This is a genomic window from Amycolatopsis sp. 3B14, from assembly GCF_050958625.1.
In the GTDB taxonomy this organism is placed as follows: Bacteria; Actinomycetota; Actinomycetes; order Mycobacteriales; family Pseudonocardiaceae; genus Amycolatopsis_E; species Amycolatopsis_E thermoflava.
The window spans coordinates 1-25,569 of sequence record NZ_JBHZEN010000028.1 but is presented as its reverse complement, the minus strand read 5'-3'; the positions used below and the strand labels follow the sequence as shown (position 1 = coordinate 25,569).

The following is a 25,569-nucleotide window of genomic DNA, read 5'->3' as shown; positions in this document are numbered from 1 at the left end:
CAGGCTCATGACGAAGTACGCCGCGCCGGGCGAAACCGGCAGCGTCGTCGCGTTCGAACCGCGGTACGACCACTTCATCGGCGGCGAGTACGTCCCGCCGGCGAAGGGCGAGTACTTCGAGAACCCGACGCCGGTCACCGGCAAGACCTTCACCGAGGTCGCGCGCGGGACGGCCGAGGACGTCGACCGCGCGGTCGCCGCCGCCACCGGGGCGGCCGCCGCGTGGGGTCGCACCTCCCCCGCCGAGCGCGCCGCCGTGCTGCTCAAGATCGCCGACCTGATGGAAGCCAACCTCGAGAAGCTCGCGGTGGCCGAGACCTGGGAGAACGGCAAGCCGGTCCGCGAGACCCTGGCCGCCGACCTGCCGCTGGCCGTCGACCACTTCCGCTACTTCGCGGGCGCCATCCGCGGGCAGGAAGGCAGCATCGCCGAGATCGACGCCGACACGGTCGCCTACCACTTCCACGAGCCGCTGGGTGTGGTCGGCCAGATCATCCCGTGGAACTTCCCGATCCTGATGGCCGCGTGGAAGCTGGCCCCCGCGCTGGCGGCGGGCAACTGCGTCGTGCTCAAGCCCGCGGAGCAGACCCCGGCGTCGATCCACGTGCTGCTGAGCCTGATCGCGGACGTCGTCCCGGCCGGCGTCATCAACGTCGTCAACGGCTTCGGTGTCGAGGCGGGCAAGCCACTGGCCCAGCACAAGGGCATCCGCAAGGTCGCCTTCACCGGTGAGACCACCACCGGCCGCCTGATCATGCAGTACGCCAGCGAGAACATCATCCCGGTCACGCTGGAGCTGGGCGGCAAGAGCCCGAACATCTTCTTCGCCGACGTCGCCGCCGAGCAGGACGCGTTCTACGACAAGGCGCAGGAGGGCTTCGCGATGTTCGCCCTCAACCAGGGCGAGGTCTGCACCTGCCCGTCGCGCGCGCTGATCCAGTCGTCCATCTACGACCGTTTCCTCGCCGACGGCGTCGCGCGCGTCGAGAAGATCAAGCAGGGCCACCCGCTGGACACCGACACGATGATCGGCGCGCAGGCCTCGAACGACCAGTTCGAGAAGATCCTGTCCTACATCGACATCGGCAGGCAGGAGGGCGCGCAGGTCCTCACCGGCGGCGGGAAGGCCGACCTCGGCGGCGAGCTGGCCGGCGGCTACTACATCCAGCCGACCGTGTTCGCCGGTGACAACAAGATGCGGATCTTCCAGGAGGAGATCTTCGGCCCGGTCGTGTCGGTGACGAAGTTCGACGACTACGACGACGCCATCAAGATCGCCAACGACACGCTGTACGGGCTGGGCGCGGGTGTCTGGTCGCGCGACGGCAACACCGCGTTCCGCGCCGGACGCGAGATCCAGGCCGGTCGCGTGTGGACGAACTGCTACCACGCCTACCCGGCGCACGCGGCGTTCGGCGGCTACAAGCAGTCCGGCATCGGGCGCGAGACCCACAAGATGATGCTCGACCACTACCAGCAGACGAAGAACCTGCTGGTGTCGTACTCGCCGAACGCGCAGGGGTTCTTCTGATCATGAGCCGGGTGGATCTCACCGACGCCGCCGCGGACCTGCTGCGGCGGCTGACCGGACAGCACGGTCCGCTGATGTTCCACCAGTCCGGTGGGTGTTGTGACGGCAGCGCGCCGATGTGCTACCCGGCCGGGGAGTTCCGCACCGGCGGATCCGACGTGCACCTCGGCGACCTCACGGTCGCCGGGGTGCCGGACCCGATCCCGGTGTGGATGTCGGCCGCGCAGTTCGAGTACTGGCGGCACACGCACCTGACGATCGACGTGGTTCCCGGCCGGGGCAGCGGGTTCTCGCTGGAGGCCCCGGAGGGTGTGCGGTTCCTGATCCGGTCGCGGTTGCTGACCGACGAAGAGTTGTCTGCTTTGGACTGAGAGGACGGGGCATGGGCGGGTACGCCGGCGTCTACGAGGAAAGTCTGCGTGATCCGGAGGGTTTCTGGCTGTCCGCGGCGTCGGCGATCAGCTGGACGAGGCAGCCGGACCGCGCGCTGGACGCCGAGCACCCGCCCTGGTACCGGTGGTTCCCCGGCGGCAGGCTGAACACCTGCTACAACGCGCTGGACCGGCACGTCGCCGCCGGGCACGGTGACCGCGTCGCGCTGATCTACGACTCACCGGTCACCGGTTCGTCGGCCCGCTACACCTATGCGGAGTTGCTGGACGAGGTCTCGCGGTTCGCCGGTGCGCTGCGCGGGCTGGGCGTCGAGCGCGGCGACCGGGTGGTGCTCTACCTGCCGATGATCCCGCAGGCCGTGATCGCGATGCTGGCGTGCGCGCGGCTGGGCGCGGTGCATTCGGTGGTGTTCGGCGGGTTCGCGCCGAAAGAGTTGGCGGTGCGGATCGCCGACGCGCGTCCGAAGGTGGTGGTGTGCGGTTCGTGCGGCATCGAGCCGGCGCGGGTGATCGAGTACAAGCCGATCGTGGACGAGGCGATCGCGTTGTCTGGCGAGTCGCCCCAGGTGGTGGTGTTCCAGCGGGATCAGGTGCGGGCTGCGCTACGACCGGGTGAACACGACTGGGCTGACCTGGTGGCGGACGCTTCGCCGGTGTCCTGTGTGGAGGTTGCCGCGACCGACCCGTTGTACGTGCTGTACACGTCCGGCACGACGGGCAAGCCGAAGGGCGTGGTGCGGGACAACGGCGGGCACGCGGTCGCGCTGGCCTGGTCGATGGCGAACATCTACGACATCGGGCCGGGCGACGTGTGGTGGACCGCGTCCGACGTCGGGTGGGTCGTCGGGCATTCCTACATCGTGTACGGACCGCTGCTGGTCGGGGCGACGACCGTGCTGTACGAAGGGAAACCGGTCGGCACGCCGGACGCCGGCGCGTTCTGGCGCGTGATCTCGACGTACGGGGTGAAGGCGCTGTTCACCGCGCCGACGGCGATGCGGGCGATCAAGAAGGTGGACCCGTCGGGTGAGCTCCTGCGGGACATGCCGACGCTGCGGACGCTGTTCCTGGCCGGCGAGCGGCTGGACCCCGAGACGTACCAGTGGGCGACGGCGCGGCTCGGGGTGCCAGTGGTGGACCACTGGTGGCAGACCGAGACGGGCTGGGCGATCGCGGCCAACCCGCGCGGGCTGGAGCCGCTGCCGCTGAAGCCGGGCTCGCCGAGCGTGCCGATGCCCGGTTACGACGTGCGGATCCTGGCGGAGTCCGGCGAGGAGGTGCCGCGCGGCGCGGAGGGCGCGGTATGCGTCCGGCTGCCGCTGCCGCCGGGCACGCTGCTGGGCTTGTGGAACGACGATTCGCGGTACGTGACGTCGTACCTGTCGCGGTACCCCGGGTACTACCTGACCGGCGACGGTGGATTTGTCGACCAGGACGGGTACCTGTTCGTGATGGGCCGGACCGACGACGTGATCAACGTGGCGGGCCACCGGTTGTCGACGGGCGCGATGGAGGCCGTGCTGGCGGCGCATCCCGCGGTGGCGGAGTGCGCCGTGGTCGGGGTGGCGGACTCGTTGAAGGGCCAGCTGCCGCGGGGTTTCGTCGTGTTGAAGGCCGGTGCGTCCGCGGAGGGCCTGGCGGAGGAGCTGATCGCCGCGGTGCGCCGGGACATCGGCGCGGTGGCGGCGTTCCGCTCGGTCACCGTCGTCGACGCGCTGCCGAAGACGCGATCGGGCAAGATCCTGCGCAAATCGATGCGCGCAATCGCCGAAGGCCGCGCCGAGGCAGTCCCGTCGACGATCGAGGACCCCGCGGTGCTGGAGAAGCTGCGGGAGGTGCTTTCCACAGGCGGCTAGCAGACAGCGCGACAACGGGTGGCGCGCGGTTCACCAGCCGGGACATCGCGGGCAGCAGCAGCGTCCGAAACCAGGCCGGAAAACGTCCTTCCCCACCGCATACCGGTCGGGTGCGACTGCGGACCCACATCGCGAACTGACGGCGGCTGGATGTTCACCGAGGACGCCGTGGCCGAACTGTCCTCCGGCAGCTTCGACTGCTACGGACGGGAATTCGCGATCACCTGGTTGACAGGCGACGAGGCGGTCGAGGTCCGCAGGCGGTTCGGCGCCTGAGACCCGAGCCCGCTCAGGCCGCCGGGCCGTGTGCGAGGACCCGCACCGTCGTGCGGCCCTTCCGGCTGGTCAGCGAGAGGTCCACCCACGTCGCGTTGTTGGTACGGTCCGCCTCGGTGAACCGCCCCTGCGCGTCTGCCGTGGCGATGAGCCGGTAGCGGCCGTCGGGGATGCCGGTGATGTCCACGAACTGGTCCGGCAGCGTCGACGCGTACCGGTCCGCCCACCCGACCGACAGTCCCATCGTCACCGTGAGCGAACTGCGGTCCCCGCAACCGCTTTCCGAGTACACTTTGGACCGCGGTGCGCCGGGCAACGAGCGCCGGTAGGAGCTCGTGTCGTAGAAGCAGAACCCGGCCTTCGCGGCCACGCTCACCACGCCGCCGTCCAGCCGAACGAGCTGGTAGGTCTCGAGGTCGCGGATGTGCCAGTGGTCGTGCCCGTCGCCGCCGTACACGAGCCCGGCCGGCACGCCCACGTCCGCCCGCGAGCCATCCGCCCGCGAGACCCGCTGCACGACCCGGAACGGCGCGTCCACCGACACACGGGACGCCTCGACCTCGAACGGACCCCGGCCCACGTTCACGATCGTCGCCGAGAACCGGAGCTGCTGCTGGCCGGCCGGGCTCGTCGTGACCTTCACGTCGGTGAGCGGCGCCATGCCGAGGTCGGGACGCAACTCCTCCTCGGCGGAGGCGACCCCGGGGACGAACAGGAGAGCCGCCAGCACGAGCGGCCCGATCCGGCGGAGCACGGTTACCTCCGGCAAGAGTCAGCGGTTGCCGGAGACGCACCCCGCGCTCGGCCACATCGACAGGTCAGTGCCCCCGACGGGGTTCGAACCCGCACTGAATCGATTTTAAGTCGACTGCCTCTGCCGGTTGGGCTACGGGGGCACCGTCAGCCTAGGCGAACGGCGCCCGTAGCCCCACCGCAGGTCAGGACTTCGAAGCCCGCGTGAACTCTTCCTTCGGGTTGTTGATCTGCCCCAGCGAGACGACCTCGCGCCGGAACAGGCCGCCCAGCATCCAGTCCAGCAGGATGTGCACCTTGCGGTTGAACGTGGGCATCGCCTTGAGGTGGTAGCCGCGGTGGAAGAGCCAGGCCGGGAAGCCCTTGATCTTCAGGTTCAGCGCGTCCGCGACGCCCTTGTGCAGGCCGAGGCCGGCCACCGCGCCGAGGTTCTTGTGGTAGTAGTCCACCGGCTGGCCGCCGCGCAGCGTCTTGATGATGTTCTTCGCCAGGTGCCGCGCCTGCCGGACCGCGTGCTGCGCGTTCGGCGGGCAGGTGGCCGTCGGGTCGCTCTCGGTGCGCGACAAGTCCGGCACCGCGGCGTTGTCGCCCGCGGTCCAGACGTCCGGGTGGCCGACGACCTGCAGCGCGGCGGTCGCCTCGACGCGGCCGCGCTTGTCGATCGGCAGGTCCGAGTTGGCCAGCACCGGGTTGGCCTTCACGCCGGCGGTCCAGATGATCGTGTCGCTGTCGAACTCGGTGCCGTCCGAGAGGACCACCCGGCCGTTCTCGAACGACTTCGCCGCGGTCGACAGGTAGACCTCGATGCCGCGCTTCTCCAGCTGCTCGACCGTCCACACGCCGAGCGTCTCGCGCACCTCGGGCAGGATCCGGCCCGCGGCCTCGACGAGCACCCAGCGGATGTCCTCGGGCTGGATGTTCTCGTAGTACCGCGTCGCGAACCGGGTCATGTCCTCGAGCTCGGCCAGCGCCTCGATGCCCGCGAACCCGCCGCCGACGACGGTGAAGGTGAGCAGGCGCTTGCGCAGCTCGGGGTCCAGCGTGCTGGCCGCCTCGTCGAGCTTGGTCAGCACGTGGTTGCGCAGGTAGATGGCCTCACCGATGGTCTTGATGCCGATGCCCTCTTCGGCGAGGCCGGGGATCGGCAGCAGCCGCGGCACGGCGCCGAGCGCGACCACGAGCACGTCGTAGTTCAGCTGCTCGATGTGCCCGTCGGCGGCCTCCACCGTGACGGTCTTGCGCTCGTGCTCGATCTTGTTGACCCGCGCGGTGAGCACGTGGCAACGCTTGAGCACGCGCCGCAGCGGCACCACGACGTGGCGCGGTTCGATGGCCCCAGCCGCCGCTTCCGGCAGGAACGGCTGATAGGTCATGTGCGGCTGAGGGTCGACGATCGTCACGGAGGCTTCGTTGGCGCGGAGCTTCTTCTGGAGTCCCAACGCGGTGTAGAGCCCGACGTAACCGCCACCCAGAATGAGGATCCGAGTCGGTTCCGACTTCGCTGCGGCCATAGACACATCTTCCCACTCCCACCGGCTGGGCGCTCGTAGACCCTCCTCACCTGTGACCAGGGTCGCGGACCAGCGCGAAACGATTCAGAGGAGTCCGGCCACAGTGGCCGCACGGCCCAGCACGTCGCGCAGCATGGCCGGGGTGAGGCGTCCGGTGAAAGTGTTCTGCTGCGAGACGTGAAATGACCCAAAAAGGTGAAGATCGGGGCTCCCGGACAGGACGAAGTGAGCGCCGTGGCCGAACTTCGGCGCGGGTTTCGGCACCGTCCAGGTCTGCGCCAGCACCGGCAGCAGCGCCTGCCAGCCGAACGCGCCGAGCACGACCACCGCGCGGAGTGTCGGAAGTAACAGCTCGAACTCCCGCACCAGCCACGGGCGGCAGTTGTCCCGCTCCGACGGCAGCGGCTTGTTGGCCGGCGGCGCGCACTTGACCGGCGCGGTGATGCGCACACCCCGCAACTCCAGGCCGTCGCCGATGTGGGTGGACGTCGGCTGCGACGCCAGCCCGATGTCGTAAAGCGCCTGGTAGAGGAAGTCGCCCGAGCGGTCGCCGGTGAACATCCGGCCGGTGCGGTTCGCGCCGTGCGCGGCCGGGGCGAGCCCGACGATGGCCAGCGACGCGTCCGCGGGCCCGAACCCGGGCACCGGGCGGCCCCAGTACGTCCAGTCCGCGAAGGCGGCCCGCTTGGTCGCGGCGACCTCCTCGCGCCACGCGACGAGACGCGGGCAGCGGCGGCACTCGCTCACCGCCGTGTCCAGTTCGGTCAGTGTGCGGGGTTTCGGTCGGGGCACGTTGTCAGTGTGCTCCGCTAGGTTGGCGACCATGCCGGAAACCCCCGAAGAGGAGACGAAGACCGAGGCCGCGCCCGAGCCGAGCGACGACCTCGTCACCACCCAGCACACGCTCACCGTCAAGCGGCGCAAACTCGCGTACACCGCCCAGACCGGTCGGATCGTGCTGCGCAAGGAAGTGCACACCGACGGCAAGTTCGACGGCCACACCGCCAAGGCCGAGGTGTTCCTCACCTCCTACACGCTCGACGGCGCGGAGCCGGGTTCGCGGCCGGTGACGTTCGCGTTCAACGGCGGCCCCGGCTCGGCGAGCGTGTGGCTGCACATGGGCGTGCTGGGGCCACGGCGGGTGGTGTCCGGCGACGTCGACTCGCCCGAGCCGCCGCCGTACCGCGTGGTGGACAACCCGGAAACGCTGCTGGCACACAGCGACCTGGTGTTCATCGACCCGGTGTCCACCGGCTACTCGCGGCCGAAGAAGGGCGAAAGCGCGAAGGACTACCTGGGATTCACCGCCGATGTGGAGTCGGTGGCGGAGATCATCCGGCTGTGGACGTCCCGCAACGGCCGGTGGCTGTCGCCGAAGTACCTGGCCGGCGAGTCGTACGGCACGCTGCGGGCGGCGGCGCTGGCCGGGCACCTGCAGGAGCGGCACGGGTTCTACCTCAACGGCCTGATGCTCATCTCGAGCGTGCTGGACTTCGGCACGATCCGGTTCACCGAGGGCAACGACCAGCCGTACCCGCTGTTCGTGCCCACGTACGCGGCGATCGCGCACTACCACGGCAAGCACGGCAAGCGGAAGCTGGCGGACGTGCTGGCCGAGGCGGAGGAGTTCGCCGCGCGCGAGCTGCCGTGGGCGCTGCAGCGGGGTGCGCGGCTGACGCCGGAGGAGAAGGCGGCGGCGGTGCGGAAGCTGGCGACGCTGACCGGACTGGACGAGTCCTATGTGGACCGGGTGAACCTGCGGATCGAGCACGTGCGGTTCTTCACCGAGCTGCTGCGGGAGCGCGGGCTGACCACGGGCCGGATGGACGGCCGCTTCACGACGTGGGAGCCGGACGGCGGACGCGAACTGATGAGCGACGACGCCTCGGTGTCGCGGATCATCGGGGCGTATTCGGCCGGCTTCAACCACTACGTCCGGTCCGAGCTTGGCTACGAGAACGATCTGCCGTACGAGGTCCTGTCGATGGACGTGGTGCGGAACTGGTCGTACTCGGAGTTCGAGGGCCGCGCGGTGTCCGCGGTGGAGGCGCTGAGCGCGGCGATGCGGGCCAACCCGCACCTGAAGGTGCACGTGGCGCTGGGCTACTACGACGGCGCGACGCCCTACTACGCCGCCGAGCACGTGCTGGCGCACCTGCAGATCCCGGAGAACCTGCGCGGCAACATCGAATCGGCCTACTACCCGGCCGGGCACATGATGTACGTGCACGAGCCGTCGCGGGTGCAGCAGTCCAAGGACCTGGCGGAGTTCGTGCGGTCGAGCAGCAACCGCTGACGTCGCGTGCCGCCCCGCTCAGCGGGCGGGGCGGCACGGTGGAGGTCCTCACCACGGTGGAGATTGCTCCACTCGGAGCAGTTGGTTCCCGGCAGGCGGGGAACCCGGCCGGCGTGGCGGAGGAACCGGACCCGGCGGTGCTCGCCTCGATGCGCCGCCGCCTGCGCATCGGCTCGACCCTGGTGACGGTCGCTCTGCTCACGGCGGTGCTGGCCGTCGCCGCCGGCTGGGTGAGCATCTCCACAGCCGCCGCTCCCATGGCCGGTCTCGCTGTCGGCGCCACCCTCGGCTGGTGGCAGTACGCGCACATCCGCTCAGCGTGAGAAGGGCCGCCCCCGCATGTGCGGGAGCGGCCCTTCCGTCACCACCTCAGCCGCGCAGGTACGCGGCTCCCCTGGTCACCGCGGCGTAGGCGTCCACCGCTCCGTGGCCGTAGAAACCGTTGAACGACGGGCTGCCCTGGCAGGTCGCGGTGTACGAGTCGTCCCGGCCCTCGTCCAGGTAGTCGACTGTCGCGGGCACCGGGCACGCGATCGGCGCCGCCGTGCCTTCGATGATCCGCTGCACCGCGTCCGGGCTCATCGTGATCCCGCCGCGGCTCGCCCGGCCGTACTCGGACACGATCAGCGCCGCCACGCCGCTCGCGTGCGGGGTGGCCATCGACGTGCCCTGCAGGAACTGGTAGTACGCCGCCCGGCCGTCCTTCGTGACCGCCTTCTGCACGCCCGCGGCCGCACCGTCGGGGGTCACGTTGCCGTCCGCGTCGATCGTGCCCTCGGCGACACCCACGTTGCGCGGGTACGCGGACAGGATCATGTTCTCGTTCGTGCGGTACCAGTCCGTGCCGAACCCGTCGCGGAAGTAGCCGCCCGGCGCGGACACCGAGATCTGCTCCAGGCCGTAGTTCGAGTAGTCCGCCTTCGCGCCGGACGGGCCGAACGCGGAGACCCCGATGGTGTGCGGGCCCTCGACCGGCAGCGACAGGCAGGTCGCGTTGTCGATCGTGCGCGGGTGGGTCGACGACGCCGGGTAGTCCGGGCTCGTCGTGTCCGGCTGCGGCGCGCCCAGGTCGGTGTGCTGGTTGCCCAGCGCCGCGACCTCGGTGACGCCCTTGCGGTAGGCGTAGTTCATCGCCCGCGTCATGGCCTCGGTGATCGTGCGCTGTTCCAGCTGCTGCTCGGCCGAGTCCGCCGGGTTCGAGGCGCAGTTGTAGAGCCACGGGTCGACGTAGAAGCTCATGTTGACGACGTCGACGCCCGCGTCACCGGCGTAGGTGATCGCGTCGACGACCGGCTGGAGGAAGAAGAACCCGGAGTCCTGGCCGGCACGCAGGTTCACCAGTGTCACGTTCGGCGCGACCCCGGAGATGCCGAACCCGTCCGCGGCCGCGGCGATCGTGCCCGCGACGTGGGTGCCGTGCCCGTTGTCGTCGTGGTCGGCCGGGTCGACGCAACCGCGGAACTCGCACGGCCCGTCCACGACCGCACCGGTCGGGTCGGTCGGGATGTCGCGGGTGAAGTTGCGGGACGCGCCGCGGTCGAAGTTGGGGGCGATGTCCGGGTGCGTGCCGTCCACACCGGTGTCGATGATGCCCACCTTGACGCGCTTGTCGCCCGGCTGCACGGTGCGCGACATGTCCGAGCGCACCGACTTGAGGCCCCACAGCTGGTCGTCCAGCGGGTCGGTGCCGGTGGCGCCGGTCGTCGCGCCGCTGCTCTTCGGCGCCTGGCGGCCTTCCTTCTCCACGTCGGACCGCTTGGGCGCGACCTTGCCGGTGGGCGCCTGGCCGATGGCCGTCGCCTTCGCCGCGCCGTAGACCGCGTCGTCGGCCGACACGCGCTGCACGAAGCCGTTCGCCGGGGCGGTGGCCGTGATCAGGCCGACCGCCGTGTTGGTCCGCACCACGGTTCCGCCCGCCGCGCGGACGGCCTGCTCGGCGGCGGCGACGCTCTGTTCGCCGGAGGCCAGCACGGTGAACTCCGTGGTCGGCCCGGACAGCGCGGCGGGTTGTGCGCTCGCGCTGGGAAGAACGACGGCCCCGCCGATCAGCGGGACCGCGAGCGCCGCGATGAGCAACCTGGTTCGTCTCAAGGAACTCCTCCTCATCAAGGTGAGGAGGAACCTACCTTCCGGATCGCCCGATCCGGTACGAAAACCCTACCTTCGTCGGGTGCGGGAGCCGCGGCTCAGGCGAGCGAGAGCGCGATCCCGTCGAGGATGTCGTGCTCGCTGACCACCAGTTCGGCCGGTCCGCCGCGGCGTCCGATCTCCTCGGCGAGGATCTGCACGATCAGCCCGCCGCCGCCGATGACGTCGACCCGGCCGGGGTGGATCACCGGGTTCGCGGCGCGCGCCTCGTGGTCGGCCTCCAGCAGGTGCCCCGACACGCGGGTGATGTCGGCCGGAGTCAGGCGCGACAGGTGCGTCCGCTCCGAGTCGTACTCGGGCAGGTCCTGGGCCACCGCGGACAACGTGGTCACCGTGCCCGCGACGCCGATCCAGGTGCGCGCCTTCGACACGTCCACCACGTCGAACGCCTCGGCCAGCACGCCGGTGGCGAATTCGCGCGCCGCCACGATCTCGTTGGACGTCGGCGGGTCCGACTTCAGCGCGCGCTCGGTGATCCGCACGCAGCCGATGTCGACCGACTTCGCCGCGGTGACCGTGGCGCGCTTGCCGTCCCACTCGCCGAGCACCAGCTCGGTCGAGCCGCCGCCGACGTCGACCACCAGGAACGGGCCGTCGTCCGGGTCCTGCTCGCCGACCGCGCCCATGAACGACAGCCGGGCCTCCTCGTCGCCGGAGATCACCTCGGCCTCGACGCCGAGGACCTCGCGCGTCATCGCGAAGAACTCGTCGCGGTTGCTCGCGTCGCGGGTCGCCGACGTGGCGACCATGCGGACCTTCTCCACACCCTTGCGCCGGGCGGCGATGGTGTAGTCCGTCAGCGCGGCGCGTGTGCGCTCCAGCGCCTCGGGCGCCAGCCGTCCGGTCGCGTCCACGCCCTGCCCGAGCCGCACGATCCGCATCTCCCGATGCAGGTCACGCAGGTCGAAGGTGCCGTCGTGACGCTCGGTCAGCTCGGCCACCAGCAGACGGATGGAGTTCGTTCCACAGTCGATCGCGGCAACACGGGGCATGCGCCCACCCTACGGGGTCGGCCCGGTCGTCGAACCCGTGGTCGAGGTCTCCGCGCCCGTCCCGGGCGGCGCGCACGGCGACGGGGTCTCCGACGTGGGCGGCGCCGTGGTGGACGTCGGCGAGGCCGGCGACGTGGGGGATTCGCAGGTCGGCGTGGTTTCCGGGGGCGGGGTGGTCGTGGTCGTGGTCGTCGTGGTCGTGGTGGTGGTCGTCGTCGTGGTGCTGCCCGTGGTCGTGGTGGTGACCAGGTCGGTGCGCCCGGACGGCGACGGCAGGGTGCTGGGCGGCGGCGCCGCGAGGATCGCCGGCGGCGGCGTGACCGGTGGCGGGGTCGGGACGGCGGTCGCGGACGGCGCGCCGACCGGCACGTCGCTGTCCGGCAGCAGGGCGACCCCGCTGCGGTAGGCCTCGGCCCAGCGGATCACCGTTTCCACGTAGGCGTCGGAGTTGTTGTAGCGGTAGATGGCGGCGCGCAGCTGCGCCGGGTCGGCGAGGTCCAGACCGCCGGAGCACAGGTAGCGCGCGGTGGCCAGGGCGGCGTCGTAGATGTTGTTCGGGTCGGCGACGCCGTCGTGGTTGCCGTCGGCGCCGTAGAAGTTCCAGGTGGTCGGGATGAACTGGGTGGGGCCGACCGCGCGGTCCCACACCGTGTCGCGGTCCCAGCGGCCGCCGTCGCTGTCCGGGATCGCGGCCACCGGGCCGATGCCGTTGAGCTGAGGGCCGAGGATCGGCTCGCGCGTGGTGCCGTTCGCGTCGAGGTAGCCGCCACGCGCGTGGTTGGACTCGATGCGGCCGATGCTCGCGATCAGTGCCCAGTCGATGTGGCACTCCGGGCGTTCGAGCGTCATCACGTCGGCCGCGTTGCGGTAGGCCTTGAGGGCCGTGCCCGGGATGCCGAGAGGGCCGGTGGGCAGGTCCTCCGCGGGGACCGGTTCCGGTGGTTTCGGCAGCTCGCCGTTGACGCTGACGCGCAGGATCTCCGGCGGCGCGCCCTGGATCGGGCCGATCGCGCGGTTCTGGTCGACCGGGGTGGCGGCCGTCCAGGTCTCGGTGCCGCCGCCGGCCAGGCCGGCCGGGATCACGGCGAGGACACCCCCCATGGCGGCGAGCGTGGTCTTGTGGGCCAAGCCGATTCTTCGCGCCTTGCGGCGGGCAGCCCTCACACGAGTCCGGCGCACATCCTCATCCCTCCCCGAGCGGCGACACATCCGATGCTGAACCGCGGGATGTGAAGTCCGTGTTACCGATAAGGGGATCGCCGGAACCGGCCAGAAGTGTTAGCCGGAAGTTCCGACGTTGGTAGGGGTTTTTGTGCGGCGGGTGCGGGTTTTTGTTGGCACGAAGTGGCCAATGGTGGGTGCGCGAGTGGGAATGTCGTGGTGTTACACGGCTTTCGGGCGCGTGGCTCTTGAGGCGAATTGGCGGATCGCTTGCGCCCGAACGGCCCAATGGTGGTGGGCAGGGTTGAACGGACCGTGCAACGGAGGCGCGCTCAGCGCCCAGCACCCACCGCCGACGGAGCTACTTCGCGCAGTCGCCGCTGGGCCAGTCCGCCTTGAGCAGCTCCAGCGTCTCGTCGCCGAACGGGTTCACCCCCGGGCCCATCGCGAGGCTGTGGGCGAGGTGCACGTGCAGGCACTTGACCCGCCCCGGCATGCCGCCCGCCGTGACCTGGTGTCCGAGCGGCTCCAGCGCGTCCCGCTGGGCCAGGTACGACTCGTGGGCCCGCTGGTACGCCGCCGCGAGCTCGGCGTCCTCCGCGAGCCGCTCGGTCATCTCCTTCATGATCCCGGACGCCTCCAGCCTGCCGACCAGCGACGTCAGCCTCGGGCAGGTCAGGTAGTACAACGTCGGGAACGGGGTGCCGTTCTCCAGCCGCGGGTTGGTCTGCACGACGGACGGGTGCCCGCTCGGGCAGCGCGCGGCCACCGCCCGCAGCGCACGCGCGGGCCGGCCGAGCTGCTCGGAGATGATGATCCGGTCAGCCTCGGTGACCGGTTCGAACGAGGGCAGGTCCGTCTTGCTCACGAACCCATTGTCGCAGCCACCGCGCGGTCAACCGCCGACGGTGCTCCACAACTGCTGATACCACGCCGCGTCGCCCGAGGCCACCGACCCGGCGTCTGCCCCGCGGGCGCGACGGACCCTTCACCAACCGCGCGATCAAGCGCCGACGGTGCTTCACAGCTGCTGATACCGGGCGCCATCCCGGACCCAGCGGCCTGCCCCGCGGGCGCAACAGCCCCTCGCCAGGGAACTGCACGATGCAGAGCGCCTCCCCGCGCACGACATGTCGCAGCCACCGCGCGGTCAACCGCCGACGGTGCTCCACAACTGCTGATACCAGGCGGCATCCCCGGAGGCCACCGGATCCGCAGCGTCCCCCGCAGGCGCAACAGCCCCCTCACCAGGCAGCTGCACGATGTAGGGCGTTTCCCCGGGCATGACGTACCGCAGCCGCCGCCGGGCCTCCGCCTCGACCTGCGCCGGGTCCGACACCGCGGCCTTGCGCTGCTCCAGGAGTTGCACGTCGTGCTGCAGCTGCGCCTGCCGCTGCTCCTGTTCGGCCACCTCGGCGCGCTGCGCGAGGTACGTGCGCAACGGCACCGCGACCGTGAACGCCAGCGCGCACACCACGATCGCGAGCACCGCGGCCCGCCGCGTCGTGGACATCCCCAGCACCCGCGCGGCGCCGGCGCCGGGCTTGCCCTGGCTCCGGCGCAGGCGCGCCTTCCCGGCGGCCACCCGCCGGGCCAGCTGCGGACGGCGCGCGGGCGCCCCCTCCGTACGGCGGGCCGACGAGCCCTCCGTGCGCCGGGGGCGCCTCACGCGCTGGGATCCGCGTTGCGTCATCTACGCCGGTCAGCTCTCCGCCGAGAACCGCGGGAACGCCAGCTCACCGGCGTACCGGGCGGCGTCGCCGAGGGTCTCCTCGATGCGCAGCAGCTGGTTGTACTTCGCCACGCGCTCGCTGCGCGCCGGCGCGCCGGTCTTGATCTGGCCGACCCCGGTCGCGACCGCGAGGTCGGCGATCGTGGTGTCCTCGGTCTCGCCGGAGCGGTGGCTCATCATCGACTTGTAGCCGCTGGACGTGGCCAGCGCGATCGCGTCGAGCGTCTCCGACAGCGTGCCGATCTGGTTCACCTTCACCAGCAGCGCGTTCGCGGCGCCGCGGTTGATGCCGTCCTCGAGGCGGTCCGGGTTGGTGACGAACAGGTCGTCGCCGACGAGCTGGACGCGGTCGCCGATCTGCTGGGTCAGCGCGACCCAGCCGTCCCAGTCGTCCTCGGACAGCGGGTCCTCGATCGACACGAGCGGGTAGGCGTCCACCAGCTCGCGGTAGTAGGCGCCCATCTGCTCGGCGGTGCGCTTGCTGCCCTCGAACGTGTAGGAGCCCGCGGAGAAGAACTCGGTGGCGGCGACGTCCAGCGCCAGCGCGATGTCCCGGCCCGGGGCGTACCCGGCCTTCTCGATGGCCGTGGTGATCAGGTCCAGCGCCTCGCGGTTGCTGGACAGGCTCGGGGCGAACCCGCCCTCGTCACCCAGACCGGTGGCCAGGCCGCGGCCCTTCAGCACCGACTTGAGCGAGTGGTACACCTCGGTGCCCCAGCGCAGCGCCTCGCGGAAGGACTCCGCGCCGATCGGGGCGATCATGAACTCCTGGATGTCCACGTCGGTGTCGGCGTGCGCGCCACCGTTGAGGATGTTCATCATCGGCACCGGCAGCACGTGCGCGTTCGGGCCGCCCAGGTACCGGAACAGCTCCAGCTCGGCCGACTCGGCGGCGGCCTTCGCGACGGCGAGCGACACACCCAGCAGCGCGTTCGCGCCCAGCCGCGACTTGTCCGGGGTGCCGTCCAGGTCGACCAGCTTCTGGTCCACGATCCGCTGGTCGACGGCGTCCACACCGGCCAGCTCGGGGCCGATCTCGTCGAGCACCGCGGCGACCGCGCGCTCGACACCCTTGCCGTTGTAGCGCTTGGGGTCACCGTCGCGCAGCTCGACGGCCTCGTGTTCGCCGGTGGACGCGCCCGACGGGACAGCGGCCCGCGCCAGCGTGCCGTCGTCGAGAGCCACCTCCACCTCAACGGTCGGGTTGCCACGCGAATCCAGGATCTCGCGCGCGCCTACCTGCTCAATGACCGCCACAACTGCTCCTCATCGGTTTGTCCAGCGAAGACGCGACCAGCGTAGCCGCCATCGCAGTTCACCCGGTGGAGGCACGCGTCACTCGTCGGCCCTGACCTCCTGCCACCCGGACGGCAGATCGGCGGTGTCCGAGATCTGCTGCCAGAACGTCCAGCTGTTGCCCCCGCAGTCCAGCACCGTGAACACCCGCGCCCCGTACGGCTGGTCCTGCGGCGGCGGCACGTCGCAGCCCTCTCCGAGCGCCGCGCAGACGTACTCGTGCTGCGCGTCGGCGTCGGGCACGTACACGACGTTGAGCTGCCCGACCGGGCGGTCGACGCCCTTCGCCTCCCAGTAGTCGGCGCCGACCCCGGCGAGCACGATCTCGGCGTCACCGGCGGCGACCACGGCCTGGAAGACCTGGCCGGACGCGTCCACGTAGCGGACCTTCTCGGTGAAGCCGAAGACGCGCACCAGCCAGTCGAGCGCCTCCGTGGCATCGGTGTAGTACAGGTAGGGCGAGAGTCCGAGATACCGCGGTTCTTCGCTCATGACCGGTTAGTGCATCATGCCGCCCCGAGCCACCCTGATCGCCCCTGCCGAAACGCGCTTTCCGGGGGTAACGTCGATCAGAAGATGGAAGACTCAGAGCCCCCGCGGGGAACAGCAGGCCGGCACCCGCTGCACGCTTTTCGCGAGGCGGAGGATCTCGTCGAGAAGCGGCGTCCGCTGGACGCGCTGAAGGCGCTGCAGCCGGTGCTGGAAAGCGAACCGGACAAGCCGAGCGTCCAGCTTCTCGCCGGGCGCGCCTACTTCCACTCCGCCCAGCTCAACCGCGCCGAGCAGGCGCTGACGCGGGTCCTCGAACTCGATCCGTCCGACCACTACGCCCGCTTCGTGCTGGGACGCACGCTCCAGAGGTTGGGACGGCTGGTCGAAGCTCTGGGACAGCTGCGCATGGCCTGGGCGATGAACCCGGTGCCGGAGTACCAGGACGCGCTGTCCGAGGTGAATGCGCGGGTGCGGTTGCAGGAGGGCTGATCGCCGGCTGATCTCTTCGCCGGGGTTCGCGCGGCTTCACAGATCAAGGGATGTCCTCGCCGGACGGGCAGGCTCCGGGATGACCACCCGGCTCGGCGTCGGTTCGAAGATCAGGCGCGTGGCGCTGCTTGGGCGAGTGTGGTGGCGGTGTCGAAGATCAGCTGCGCCTCGGGGGCCAGGGTGGGGCTGCCGGTGATCGCGGCCCACCAGCCTTGCGGGGTGGCCAGGTCGGCGCCCGTCGAGCACAGAGATCTCGCCACCGTCAGCGCCGCGTCGTCGATGTCCTTCGGGTCCGGCTGCTTTCCGTCGCCCGTCGCCCTGGCCGACCACTGCTTCCAGCTGTCCTCCGGGACCGGGAGCGGACCGGTGCCGACCGCCTCCGCCTGGCCGATCGCGGCGAGCGTCGCCCACGACAGGTGGCATCCGGACCACTCCGCGCGCATCCACATCTCCGCCCGGCCGTAACCGGCCAGCAGGCGCGCCGGCAGCTTCGTCGCCGCGGCGATCTCGTTCGACCACGTGTCCAGGGCCCGCAGGTCCGACTCGCGCGGGCGGTCCTCCGGTGCGAGCCGGCCGGGTGGCGGGGCGGTCGCGCCGGGCGGAGGCCCCGAGGTCCGGGCAGCGGCGGCGGGCTGGGTCTGCGGCGGCGTCTCGCCGGGGCGCGTCACGCCGATGGTCAGGATGAGCACCAGCCCGGTCCCGGCCACCGCCGCCCCGGTGAGGACGCGCAGGGAAAACCGCCGGATCCGGGCGTCCCCCGGCTGAGTGGGTTCTGCCACCCGGACAGGTTATCCAGTCCCACTGCCAGAGGAATCACACAACTTCGTTATCGACCCGTTCCCATGCCGGCTAGCTGCGCAAACACGATACGTAGTGCCGGATTTGCGAGGTTACGCCGTTCAGGCGAACAAGATCGGGGTGGACTTTCAGGTGAGCCTTACCTAAACCTAAGCCGTCCGATGCGTCCAGGGAGGCCGCCGTGTTGTTCTCGAGCCTGCTCATCGGCCTCCGGGAAGGCCTGGAGGCCGCCCTCGTCGTGAGCATCCTCGTCGCCTTCCTGGTGAAGACCGGCAGGCGATCGGCGCTGCGCTGGGTCTGGCCGGGCATCGCCGCGGCCGTGATCCTCTCGATCGGCGTCGGCGCGATCCTGACCTTCACCACCGCCCAGTTGTCGTTCGAGCAACAGGAACTGCTGGGCGGGAGCCTGTCGATCGTGGCCGTCGGGTTCGTCACCGCGATGATCTTCTGGATGCGCAAGGCGTCGAAGAGCATCGCGGCCGAACTGCGCGGCAAGATGGACGAGGCGCTCGCGGTCGGGCCGCTCGCGGTCCTGCTGCTGTCCTTCCTCGCCGTCGGGCGGGAAGGCCTGGAGACCGCGGTCTTCTTCTACGCCGCCGTGCAGACCGCGCAGGGCGGCACCACGCAGCCGTTGATCGGGTTCGCCGTCGGCATCGCCATCGCCGTCGCGATCGCCTACGGCCTCTACCGCGGCGCCATCCGCTTCGACCTCGGCAAGTTCTTCACGATCACCGGCGTGCTGCTGGTGTTCGTCGCGGCCGGTGTCCTCGGCTACGGCCTGCACGACCTGCAGGAAGCCGGTTTCCTGCCCGGCCTGCACACCCTCGCCTTCGACGCGTCCACCGCCATCCCGGAGACCTCGTGGTACGGCGCGCTGCTCAAGGGCGTCTTCAACTACTCGCAGCAGACGACCGTGCTCCAGGCCATCGCCTGGATCGCCTACGTCGTGATCGTGCTGCCGCTGTTCCTGCGGCGGCCCGCAGACAGGACCACCCCCGTGGTGGCCGGTTCCAAGGAGTGACCTTGCGCAAGACCCCACTCGCCGCCGCGGGACTCGGCGCGCTGCTCGTGCTGTCCGCCTGCTCCGGCGGTGACCAGAACGCCGCTGCCGGCGGCCCGATCACGGTCGACGCCACCGACACCGCGTGCACCGTGTCGGCGACGACCGCGAACGCGGGCAACGTGACGTTCGAAGTGACCAACAAGGGCACCAAGGTCACCGAGTTCTACCTCTACGCCGAGGGCGACCGGATCATGGGTGAGGTCGAGAACATCGCCCCAGGGCTGACCCGGAAGCTGACCGTCGAGGTGCCCGAAGCCGGCACCTACCAGACGGCGTGCAAGCCGGGCATGACCGGGGACGGCATCCGCGGCGCGTTCACCGTCACCGGTGGCGCCACGCGCCAGGCCGACGCCAACACCAAGCTGGGCGACGCCACCAAGAGCTACGCCACCTACGTGGCCAGCCAGAGCGACGCGCTGCTGACCGAGACGCAGAAGTTCGCCGACGCCGTCAAGTCCGGCAACGTCGACGACGCCAAGGCCCGCTACGCGCCGACCCGCGTCTACTACGAGCGCATCGAGCCGGTCGCGGAGAAGTTCGGCGACCTCGACCCGGCCATCGACGTCCGCGAGGCCGACCTCGAAGAGGGCCAGCAGTTCACCGGCTTCCACCGGCTGGAGAAGGACCTGTGGGTCACCGGGCTGCAGGCCGACAGCGCGCAGGTCGCCGACAAGCTCGTCGCCGACGTCACCACCCTGGTGACGCAGGCGAAGGCCATCCAGCTCACGCCGCTCGACCTGGCCAACGGCGCCAAGGAACTGCTCGACGAGGTCGCGACCGGCAAGATCACCGGCGAGGAGGAGATCTTCTCGCACACCGACCTGTGGGACTTCCAGGCCAACCTGGACGGCTCCGAGGCCGCGATCCAGGCGCTGCGACCGGTGCTGGCCGAACGCGACCCGCAGTTGGTGTCCGAAGTGGACGCGCAGTTCAAGAACGTGCAGACCCTGCTCGACGCGCAGCGCGCCGGCGACGGGTTCAAGTACTACACCGAGCTGTCCCAGGACCAGATCCGCGAGTTCGCCTCGGCCGTGGACGCGCTGAGCGAACCGCTGAGCAGGACCGCGGAGGTCGTCGCGCAATGACGCAGGTGTCCCGCCGCCGGCTGCTGGGGATCGCGGGTGCCGGCGTCGCTCTCGCCGGAGCCGGCGCGGCGGCCGGCGCCGGGATCGACCACGCGCTGTCCGCTCCGCAAGCGCAGGCCACGCCGGAGATCGTGCCCTTCCACGGCGAGCACCAGGCCGGGATCGTCACACCCGCGCAGGAACACCTGCACTTCGCCGCGCTCGACGTGACGACGAAGGACCGGGCGAAGCTGGTTTCGTTGCTGCGCAAGTGGACCGACGCCGCCCGCCGGATGACCGCCGGGCAGGAAGTGGTCCAGGGTGGCGCGGTGGGCGGCGCGGGCGCCGCGCCGCCGGGCGACACCGGCGAGGCGCTCGACCTGCCCGCGGCGTCGCTGACGTTGACGATCGGGTTCGGCCCGTCGCTGTTCGACGACCGCTTCGGGCTCGCAGGCAAGCGGCCGGCCGCGCTGGCCGACCTGCCCGCGTTCCCGAAGGACAACCTGGACCCGGCCCGCAGCGGCGGTGATCTCTGCATCCAGGCGTGCGCGAACGACCCGCAGGTCGCGGTGCACGCGGTGCGCAACCTGGTGCGGATCGGGTTCGGCACCACCGAGGTGCGCTGGTCGCAGCTCGGGTTCGGGCGCAGCGCCTCGACGTCGACGTCGCAGGTGACACCGCGGAACTTGTTCGGCTTCAAGGACGGGACGAACAACCTCAAGGCCGAGGACCCGGCCGCGCTGGCGCAGCACGTGTGGGTGGCGCCGGGCGACGGCCCGGAGTGGATGGCGGGCGGCAGCTACCTGGTCGCACGACGGATCCGCATGCACATCGAGACGTGGGACCGGACGTCGCTGGACGAGCAGGAGCGCATCGTCGGCCGCGCGAAGGGCACCGGGGCGCCGCTCGGGCAGGCCGCCGAGTTCGACCCGGTCGACCTGCACGTCGGTGGCGCGGACGGCGAACCGCTGATCGCCACGGACGCCCACATCCGGCTGGCGTCGGCGGAGAACCTGAACGGGGCCCGGATCCTGCGCCGCGGCTACAACTTCGTCGACGGCTCGGACGGCGTCGGGCACCTCGAAGCGGGCCTGTTCTTCATCTGCTTCAACCGCGACCCGCGCACCCAGTTCGTGCCGATGCAGAAGGCGTTGTCGGCGAAGGACTCGATGATGGAGTACGTCGAACACACCGGCTCGGCGCTGTTCGCGGTTCCGCCCGGCGTGACCGAGACCGGCTACTGGGGTGAGTCGCTGTTCGCCTGAGGCCAGTGGGCGCGCCAGGCGTCGGCGTCCATCGCCGCCGGGTCCAGTCCGGCCGCCCTGGCCGCCTTCTCCGCCGCCCGCACGTCCGCCGCGAACCGCTTCGCCACGGCGCGCAGCTCGCCCTCCGGGTCGACCCCGGACCGCCGCGCGGAGGCGGCCAGCCGGAACAGCTGCTCGGCGGGCGAATCGCCACCGGGGAACAGCTCCGCGGGCAGGCCGGCGCGGCCGGTGCGCTGCCCGAGCTTCCCCGCCAGCGCCACCGCGGGCTGCCCGAGTGCCACACCGTCCACGCTGGACTCGCGGCGCTTCTCGGCCTGCTTCAGCTCCTCCCAGCGCACCTGCTGGTGCGCCGCGGTGTGCACGCGCTCGGCGTCGGTGAACACGTGCGGGTGCCGCCCGACCAGCTTGGCGACCAGCGCGGACGCCACCGCGTCCACGTCGAACGGGTCCTCGGCGTCCTCGGCGGCCACCCGCGCGTGGAAGAGCACCTGGAGCAGCACGTCGCCCAGCTCCTCGCGCAGCGCGGCGCGGTCGCCCTCCTCGATCGCGTCCAGCAGCTCGTAGGTCTCCTCGACCAGGTACTGCCGCAGCGAGTCGTGGGTCTGCTCGGCGTCCCACGGGCAACCGCCCGGGGAGCGGAGCCGGTCCATCACCTTCGCGGCCTCGACCAGACCCGCGCCGGAGGGCTGGGCGATCACCCGCGAACCGGCCCGCACCAGGGCCGCCACCGCGGGGTCTTCGGCGTCCGCGGCGAACAGCACCACCGGGCCCGGCTCGGCGGCCAGGTCGTCCGGCGCCGGCTTCGCGCCCAGCAGGTCGGCCAGCTCACTGTCGATCCCGGACGCGTACACGGTGTGCGCGCTGCGCAGGAACGGCACGGCGGCCGGCGGGATCCCGGCGTCCGGGTAGGGCAGGAGCACGACCGTCACGGCTGTGCGGCACCCTTCACCGGCACGACGGCGCCGGTGGTTTCGGCGCTGCTCGGAGCGAGGTTCATGGCCACAGGATCCCACACGCCGTAGCGCGGGTTGATGCGAACGCCGGCCTCCTCGACGTACGGCTGCAGCAGCCGCTGGCCGATGGCCGCGAGCTGCCCCGCCGACGGCTGCGTGACCTGCTCGCCCGACGACGGCGCGTTCAGGTTCCGCTCCCGCACGATCGCGACGATCCACACCGCCTGCTCCTGGCTCGGCTGGAACGCGACCACCGTGCCGGGCTGCACCCCGAACAGGACCAGCGTGGCGAGGTCCGGGGCTTGCGCGGCCGGCACCACCTCGCCGGTGCTCGTGCGCTCCCCCGCGGCCGCATCGGCCCGGATGACCTCGGCGGCGGCCGTCGGGCTCTGCGCCATCTCCTCGGCCTTGGCGATCGCGCGCTCCCGCCGGTCCAGCGGCTGGTCACCACCGATGTCGGAGGACACCGACGTGTAGTCGAACGTGACCGACATGCGGTCGAGATACTTCTGCCCCAGCGCCTGCAGCAGCAGGCTGTCGGTGATCACCTCGCGGTGGTCGCGCACCCGGTTGGCGATCTGCTGCGCCAGCTGCGAAGGATCCGCGCCCGCGGTGTCGACCGGGTCGGCGAGCGGGTCGGCGGCGAGGAACTGGTCGAGCAACCGGGGGTCGACGGCCAGCCCCTCCCGCTGGGCGGCGCGCATGAGGACGTCGTGGACCACCAGCTGGCGCACGATCTCGCGGCCGAGCAGGTCCAGCTTGTGCTGCTGGGACAGCTGCTGCGCGACCGGCTGCTCGCGCACAGCCTTGTCCAGCAGGTCCTGCACCTGGTCCACGGTGACCTCGCGGTCGCTGAAGATCACTGCGGAGCCCACCTGGCTCGGCCCGGACCCGCAGCCGGCGAGCAGCAGGCAGGCGGCGAGCGCGGCGAGCAGCGACCGGGAGCGACCCATGATCCGCATCACACCGCGTACCCTCTCATACCGGACCCGAACGGGCGAACCTCACTGCCCCTGCGGCCACCGCACGTGCGCGTCGTGCTCGGGGTGCTTGCGCAGGTACGCCGCGATGAACGGGCACAGCGGCACGATCGTCTTGCCGCGCTCCACCACGTCCTCGACGGCCGCCTTGGCGAGCTTCGAGCCGAGGCCCTGTCCGGAGAACGCGTCGTCGATCTCGGTGTGCGTGAAGATCACGTTGTCGCCGCGCTCGCGGTACTCGGCGAACCCGCCCAGCTTGTCCTCGACGAAGATCTCGTAGCGGCTCTTCTCTTCGTTCCGCGTGACCACGGCGTCTCCTAACCGACGGGGGCGGGTTTCTTGGTCAAGTTGATCAATAGCTTGGTGCACCAGTCCAGCAATGCGTCGTCACGCAGCGCGGGCGCGCCCATGCGGCCGCCCGCCGGGCCTTCGGTCGGCTTCGGCACCGTCACCATCCGCATCGCGGCCTTGTAGTTCGCCTTCGGGTACAGCCGCTTCAGCCGCACCATCTGCGAGTCCATCAGCTCCAGCGGCGCGAAGCGGATGTTGTTGCCCTGTGCGGAAACCTCGGTGACGCCCGCCGAGCGGCAGACGTGCCGGAACCGCGCCACCGCGAGCAGCCGCTGCACCGGAGCGGGCGGCTGGCCGTAGCGGTCGATCAGCTCCTCCTCGACCGCGCGCAGCTCGTCGTCGTCCACCGCGGCCGCGATCTTGCGGTAGGCCTCCAGGCGCAGCCGCTCGCCGGGGACGTAGTCGTGCGGGATGTGCGCGTCCACCGGCAGGTCGACGCGGACCTCGCGCAGCTCCTCCTCCTCGGCGGGCGCCTCGCCGGCGCTGCGGCGGAACACGTCGACCGCCTCGCCGACCAGCCGCACGTACAGGTCGAACCCGACGCCCGCGATGTGCCCGGACTGCTCGGCGCCGAGGATGTTCCCGGCGCCGCGGATCTCCAGGTCCTTCATCGCGACCGCCATGCCCGCGCCCAGCTCGGTGTTCTGCGCGATCGTCGCGAGCCGGTCGTGCGCGGTCTCGGTCAGCGGGCTCTCCGGCGGGTACAGGAAGTACGCGTAGCCGCGCTCCCGCCCGCGCCCGACGCGGCCGCGCAGCTGGTGCAGCTGCGCCAGCCCGAGCAGGTCGCCGCGCTCGACGATGAGCGTGTTCGCGTTCGAGATGTCCAGGCCGGTCTCCACGATCGTCGTGCAGACCAGCACGTCGTACTCGCGCTCCCAGAAGCCCTGGATGATCTTTTCGAGCTTCTCCTCGTTCATCTGGCCGTGCGCGGTGACCACCCGCGCCTCGGGCACCAGCTCGCGGATCCGGCGCGCCGCCTTCTCGATCGAGGACACCCGGTTGTGCACGTAGAACACCTGGCCGTCGCGCAGCAGCTCACGCCGGATAGCGGCGGCCACCTGCTTGTCGTCGTACGCGCCGACGTAGGTCAGGATCGGGTGCCGGTCCTCCGGCGGGGTCAGGATCGTGGACATCTCACGGATGCCGGCCAGCGACATCTCCAGCGTGCGCGGGATCGGCGTGGCCGACATGGTCAGCACGTCGACGTGCGTGCGCAGCGCCTTGATGTGCTCCTTGTGCTCGACGCCGAACCGCTGCTCCTCGTCGACGATGACCAGGCCCAGGTCCTTGTAGCGGATGCCGGTCTGCAGCAGGCGGTGCGTGCCGATCACGATGTCGACGGTGCCGTCGGCGAGCCCGGCCAGCGTCGCCTCCGCCTCGATCTTGTCGGTGAACCGGGACAAGCCCTTGATGGTCACCGGGAACGACGCCATCCGGCCGGCGAACGTGTTCAGGTGCTGCTGCGCGAGCAGGGTGGTCGGCACCAGCACCGCGACCTGCTTGCCGTCCTGCACCGCCTTGAACGCCGCGCGCACCGCGATCTCGGTCTTGCCGTAGCCGACGTCACCGCAGATGACGCGGTCCATCGGCACGCCGCGCTCCATGTCCGCCTTGACCTCGTCGATCGCGGCGAGCTGGTCGTTGGTCTCGGTGAACGGGAACGCGTCCTCCAGCTCGCGCTGCCACGGCGTGTCCGGCCCGAACGGGTGGCCGGGCGAGGCCTGGCGGGCGGCGTAGAGCTGCACCAGCTCGGCGGCGATCTCCTTGACCGCCTTGCGCGCCTTGGCCTTGGTGTTCTTCCAGTCCGAGCCGCCCAGCTTGTTCAGCGTGGGCAGCTCGCCGCCGACGTAGCGGGACACCTCGTCGAGCTGGTCGCTCGGCACGTACAGCCGGTCGCCCGGGTGGCCGCGCTTGGACGAGGCGTACTCCAGCACCAGGTACTCGCGGGTGGCGCCGCCGACGGTGCGCTGCACCATCTCCACGAACCGGCCGATGCCGTGCTGGTCGTGCACCACGTAGTCGCCGGGCTTGAGCGCCAGCGGGTCGACCGCGTTGCGGCGGCGGGAGGGCATCTTCGTGCCCAGGTCGCGCGTCGCCGAGCCGGCGGTGGCGCCGCGGCCGGTCAGGTCGGCCTCGGTGAGCACGACCAGCCGCAGCTCGGGAGCGACGA

The 25,569-nt window shown here is 71.0% G+C and carries 25 protein-coding genes and 1 tRNA gene; 10 read left to right on the top strand and 16 right to left on the bottom strand.

Going from position 1 to position 25,569, the window contains the following annotated elements; all coding sequences use genetic code 11:
* Positions 1-7 precede the first annotated feature (7 nt).
* The 4 genes from adh to ACCP09_RS17440 all read left to right on the top strand — a co-directional run bounded on the left by adh (position 8) and on the right by ACCP09_RS17440 (position 4,055).
* Complete coding sequence (adh, locus tag ACCP09_RS17455; protein WP_433747895.1) at positions 8-1,531, top strand: aldehyde dehydrogenase; 1,524 nt, start codon at positions 8-10, stop codon at positions 1,529-1,531.
* 2 nt (positions 1,532-1,533) lie between these two features.
* Positions 1,534-1,902, top strand: a complete 369-nt coding sequence (locus tag ACCP09_RS17450) for a DUF779 domain-containing protein (RefSeq protein WP_027934046.1) — start codon at positions 1,534-1,536, stop codon at positions 1,900-1,902.
* Between the two features lie 11 nt (positions 1,903-1,913).
* Positions 1,914-3,779 carry a propionyl-CoA synthetase gene (locus ACCP09_RS17445; RefSeq protein ID WP_433747891.1) on the top strand — a complete coding sequence of 622 codons (1,866 nt, stop codon included), beginning with the start codon at positions 1,914-1,916 and terminating at the stop codon, positions 3,777-3,779.
* 150 nt (positions 3,780-3,929) lie between these two features.
* Complete coding sequence (locus tag ACCP09_RS17440; RefSeq protein WP_267283910.1) at positions 3,930-4,055, top strand: hypothetical protein; 126 nt, start codon at positions 3,930-3,932, stop codon at positions 4,053-4,055.
* Between the two features lie 13 nt (positions 4,056-4,068).
* On the opposite strand, the gene ACCP09_RS17435 is transcribed toward ACCP09_RS17440, so the two are convergent.
* The 4 genes from ACCP09_RS17435 to ACCP09_RS17420 form a co-directional block, all read right to left on the bottom strand.
* Positions 4,069-4,809, bottom strand: a complete 741-nt coding sequence (locus ACCP09_RS17435; RefSeq protein WP_433747887.1) for a lysyl oxidase family protein — start codon at positions 4,807-4,809, stop codon at positions 4,069-4,071.
* A 68-nt stretch (positions 4,810-4,877) separates the two neighbouring features.
* Positions 4,878-4,951: transfer RNA gene (locus ACCP09_RS17430), tRNA-Leu, on the bottom strand.
* A gap of 42 nt (positions 4,952-4,993) precedes the next feature.
* Positions 4,994-6,319 (bottom strand): NAD(P)/FAD-dependent oxidoreductase, encoded by a 1,326-nt coding sequence (locus ACCP09_RS17425; protein ID WP_017984860.1) that lies wholly within the window; start codon positions 6,317-6,319, stop codon positions 4,994-4,996.
* Between the two features lie 84 nt (positions 6,320-6,403).
* A complete protein-coding gene (locus ACCP09_RS17420) occupies positions 6,404-7,144 on the bottom strand; it encodes a uracil-DNA glycosylase (protein WP_208722392.1) in 741 nt (246 codons plus the stop codon).
* Between ACCP09_RS17420 and ACCP09_RS17415 the strand changes: the two genes are divergently transcribed.
* Both ACCP09_RS17415 and ACCP09_RS17410 read left to right on the top strand, forming a co-directional pair.
* Positions 7,143-8,615, top strand: a complete 1,473-nt coding sequence (locus ACCP09_RS17415) for a S10 family peptidase (protein ID WP_433747883.1) — start codon at positions 7,143-7,145, stop codon at positions 8,613-8,615. The two genes, ACCP09_RS17420 and ACCP09_RS17415, sit on opposite strands and share 2 nt — an antisense overlap.
* 113 nt (positions 8,616-8,728) lie before the next feature.
* A complete protein-coding gene (locus tag ACCP09_RS17410; protein ID WP_400990874.1) occupies positions 8,729-8,938 on the top strand; it encodes a hypothetical protein in 210 nt (69 codons plus the stop codon).
* Between the two features lie 46 nt (positions 8,939-8,984).
* On the opposite strand, the gene ACCP09_RS17405 is transcribed toward ACCP09_RS17410, so the two are convergent.
* The 7 genes from ACCP09_RS17405 to ACCP09_RS17375 form a co-directional block, all read right to left on the bottom strand.
* Positions 8,985-10,706, bottom strand: coding sequence for a S8 family serine peptidase (locus ACCP09_RS17405; protein WP_433747880.1), 1,722 nt, complete (start codon positions 10,704-10,706; stop codon positions 8,985-8,987).
* A gap of 95 nt (positions 10,707-10,801) precedes the next feature.
* On the bottom strand, positions 10,802-11,755 hold the full coding sequence (locus ACCP09_RS17400; RefSeq protein WP_123684866.1) for a Ppx/GppA phosphatase family protein: 954 nt from the start codon (positions 11,753-11,755) through the stop codon (positions 10,802-10,804).
* Between the two features lie 9 nt (positions 11,756-11,764).
* A complete protein-coding gene (locus ACCP09_RS17395; protein WP_433747877.1) occupies positions 11,765-12,964 on the bottom strand; it encodes a lytic transglycosylase domain-containing protein in 1,200 nt (399 codons plus the stop codon).
* 313 nt (positions 12,965-13,277) lie between these two features.
* The gene (locus tag ACCP09_RS17390) at positions 13,278-13,784 is read right to left on the bottom strand and encodes a DUF501 domain-containing protein (RefSeq protein ID WP_017984867.1); all 507 of its coding nucleotides are present in this window, start codon (positions 13,782-13,784) and stop codon (positions 13,278-13,280) included.
* 282 nt (positions 13,785-14,066) lie between these two features.
* Positions 14,067-14,585, bottom strand: coding sequence for an FtsB family cell division protein (locus ACCP09_RS17385; RefSeq protein WP_084022732.1), 519 nt, complete (start codon positions 14,583-14,585; stop codon positions 14,067-14,069).
* Between the two features lie 33 nt (positions 14,586-14,618).
* Positions 14,619-15,905 carry a phosphopyruvate hydratase gene (gene eno, locus ACCP09_RS17380; protein ID WP_017984869.1) on the bottom strand — a complete coding sequence of 429 codons (1,287 nt, stop codon included), beginning with the start codon at positions 15,903-15,905 and terminating at the stop codon, positions 14,619-14,621.
* Between the two features lie 78 nt (positions 15,906-15,983).
* Positions 15,984-16,436: a VOC family protein gene (locus ACCP09_RS17375; RefSeq protein WP_017984870.1), complete on the bottom strand. Its 453-nt coding sequence runs from the start codon at positions 16,434-16,436 to the stop codon at positions 15,984-15,986.
* 84 nt (positions 16,437-16,520) lie between these two features.
* Between ACCP09_RS17375 and ACCP09_RS17370 the strand changes: the two genes are divergently transcribed.
* A complete protein-coding gene (locus tag ACCP09_RS17370; protein WP_017984871.1) occupies positions 16,521-16,925 on the top strand; it encodes a tetratricopeptide repeat protein in 405 nt (134 codons plus the stop codon).
* A gap of 110 nt (positions 16,926-17,035) precedes the next feature.
* Here the strand turns inward: ACCP09_RS17370 and ACCP09_RS17365 are convergent, their stop codons facing one another.
* Positions 17,036-17,704 (bottom strand): hypothetical protein, encoded by a 669-nt coding sequence (locus ACCP09_RS17365; RefSeq protein ID WP_027934036.1) that lies wholly within the window; start codon positions 17,702-17,704, stop codon positions 17,036-17,038.
* A 200-nt stretch (positions 17,705-17,904) separates the two neighbouring features.
* Here ACCP09_RS17365 and efeU point away from each other — a divergent pair, with 200 nt between their 5' ends.
* From efeU to efeB, 3 genes are read left to right on the top strand one after another with little or no spacing between them, the layout of a single operon-like run.
* The gene (gene efeU / locus ACCP09_RS17360) at positions 17,905-18,744 is read left to right on the top strand and encodes an iron uptake transporter permease EfeU (protein ID WP_027934035.1); all 840 of its coding nucleotides are present in this window, start codon (positions 17,905-17,907) and stop codon (positions 18,742-18,744) included.
* Positions 18,741-19,871 (top strand): iron uptake system protein EfeO, encoded by a 1,131-nt coding sequence (gene efeO, locus ACCP09_RS17355; protein ID WP_027934034.1) that lies wholly within the window; start codon positions 18,741-18,743, stop codon positions 19,869-19,871. The genes efeU and efeO overlap by 4 nt, the downstream gene beginning before the upstream one ends.
* On the top strand, positions 19,868-21,115 hold the full coding sequence (gene efeB / locus ACCP09_RS17350) for an iron uptake transporter deferrochelatase/peroxidase subunit (protein WP_433747868.1): 1,248 nt from the start codon (positions 19,868-19,870) through the stop codon (positions 21,113-21,115). Before efeO ends, efeB begins: the two co-directional genes overlap by 4 nt.
* On the opposite strand, the gene ACCP09_RS17345 is transcribed toward efeB, so the two are convergent.
* The 4 genes from ACCP09_RS17345 to mfd all read right to left on the bottom strand — a co-directional run.
* Positions 21,088-22,044, bottom strand: coding sequence for a MazG family protein (locus ACCP09_RS17345; RefSeq protein ID WP_027934032.1), 957 nt, complete (start codon positions 22,042-22,044; stop codon positions 21,088-21,090). The two genes, efeB and ACCP09_RS17345, sit on opposite strands and share 28 nt — an antisense overlap.
* Positions 22,041-23,021, bottom strand: coding sequence for a hypothetical protein (locus ACCP09_RS17340; protein ID WP_228685072.1), 981 nt, complete (start codon positions 23,019-23,021; stop codon positions 22,041-22,043). Before ACCP09_RS17340 ends, ACCP09_RS17345 begins: the two co-directional genes overlap by 4 nt.
* A 51-nt stretch (positions 23,022-23,072) precedes the next feature.
* On the bottom strand, positions 23,073-23,357 hold the full coding sequence (locus ACCP09_RS17335; RefSeq protein WP_027934030.1) for a GNAT family N-acetyltransferase: 285 nt from the start codon (positions 23,355-23,357) through the stop codon (positions 23,073-23,075).
* Between the two features lie 8 nt (positions 23,358-23,365).
* The coding region (gene mfd / locus ACCP09_RS17330) for a transcription-repair coupling factor (RefSeq protein ID WP_433747863.1) at positions 23,366-25,569 on the bottom strand (2,204 nt) is incomplete at its 5' end.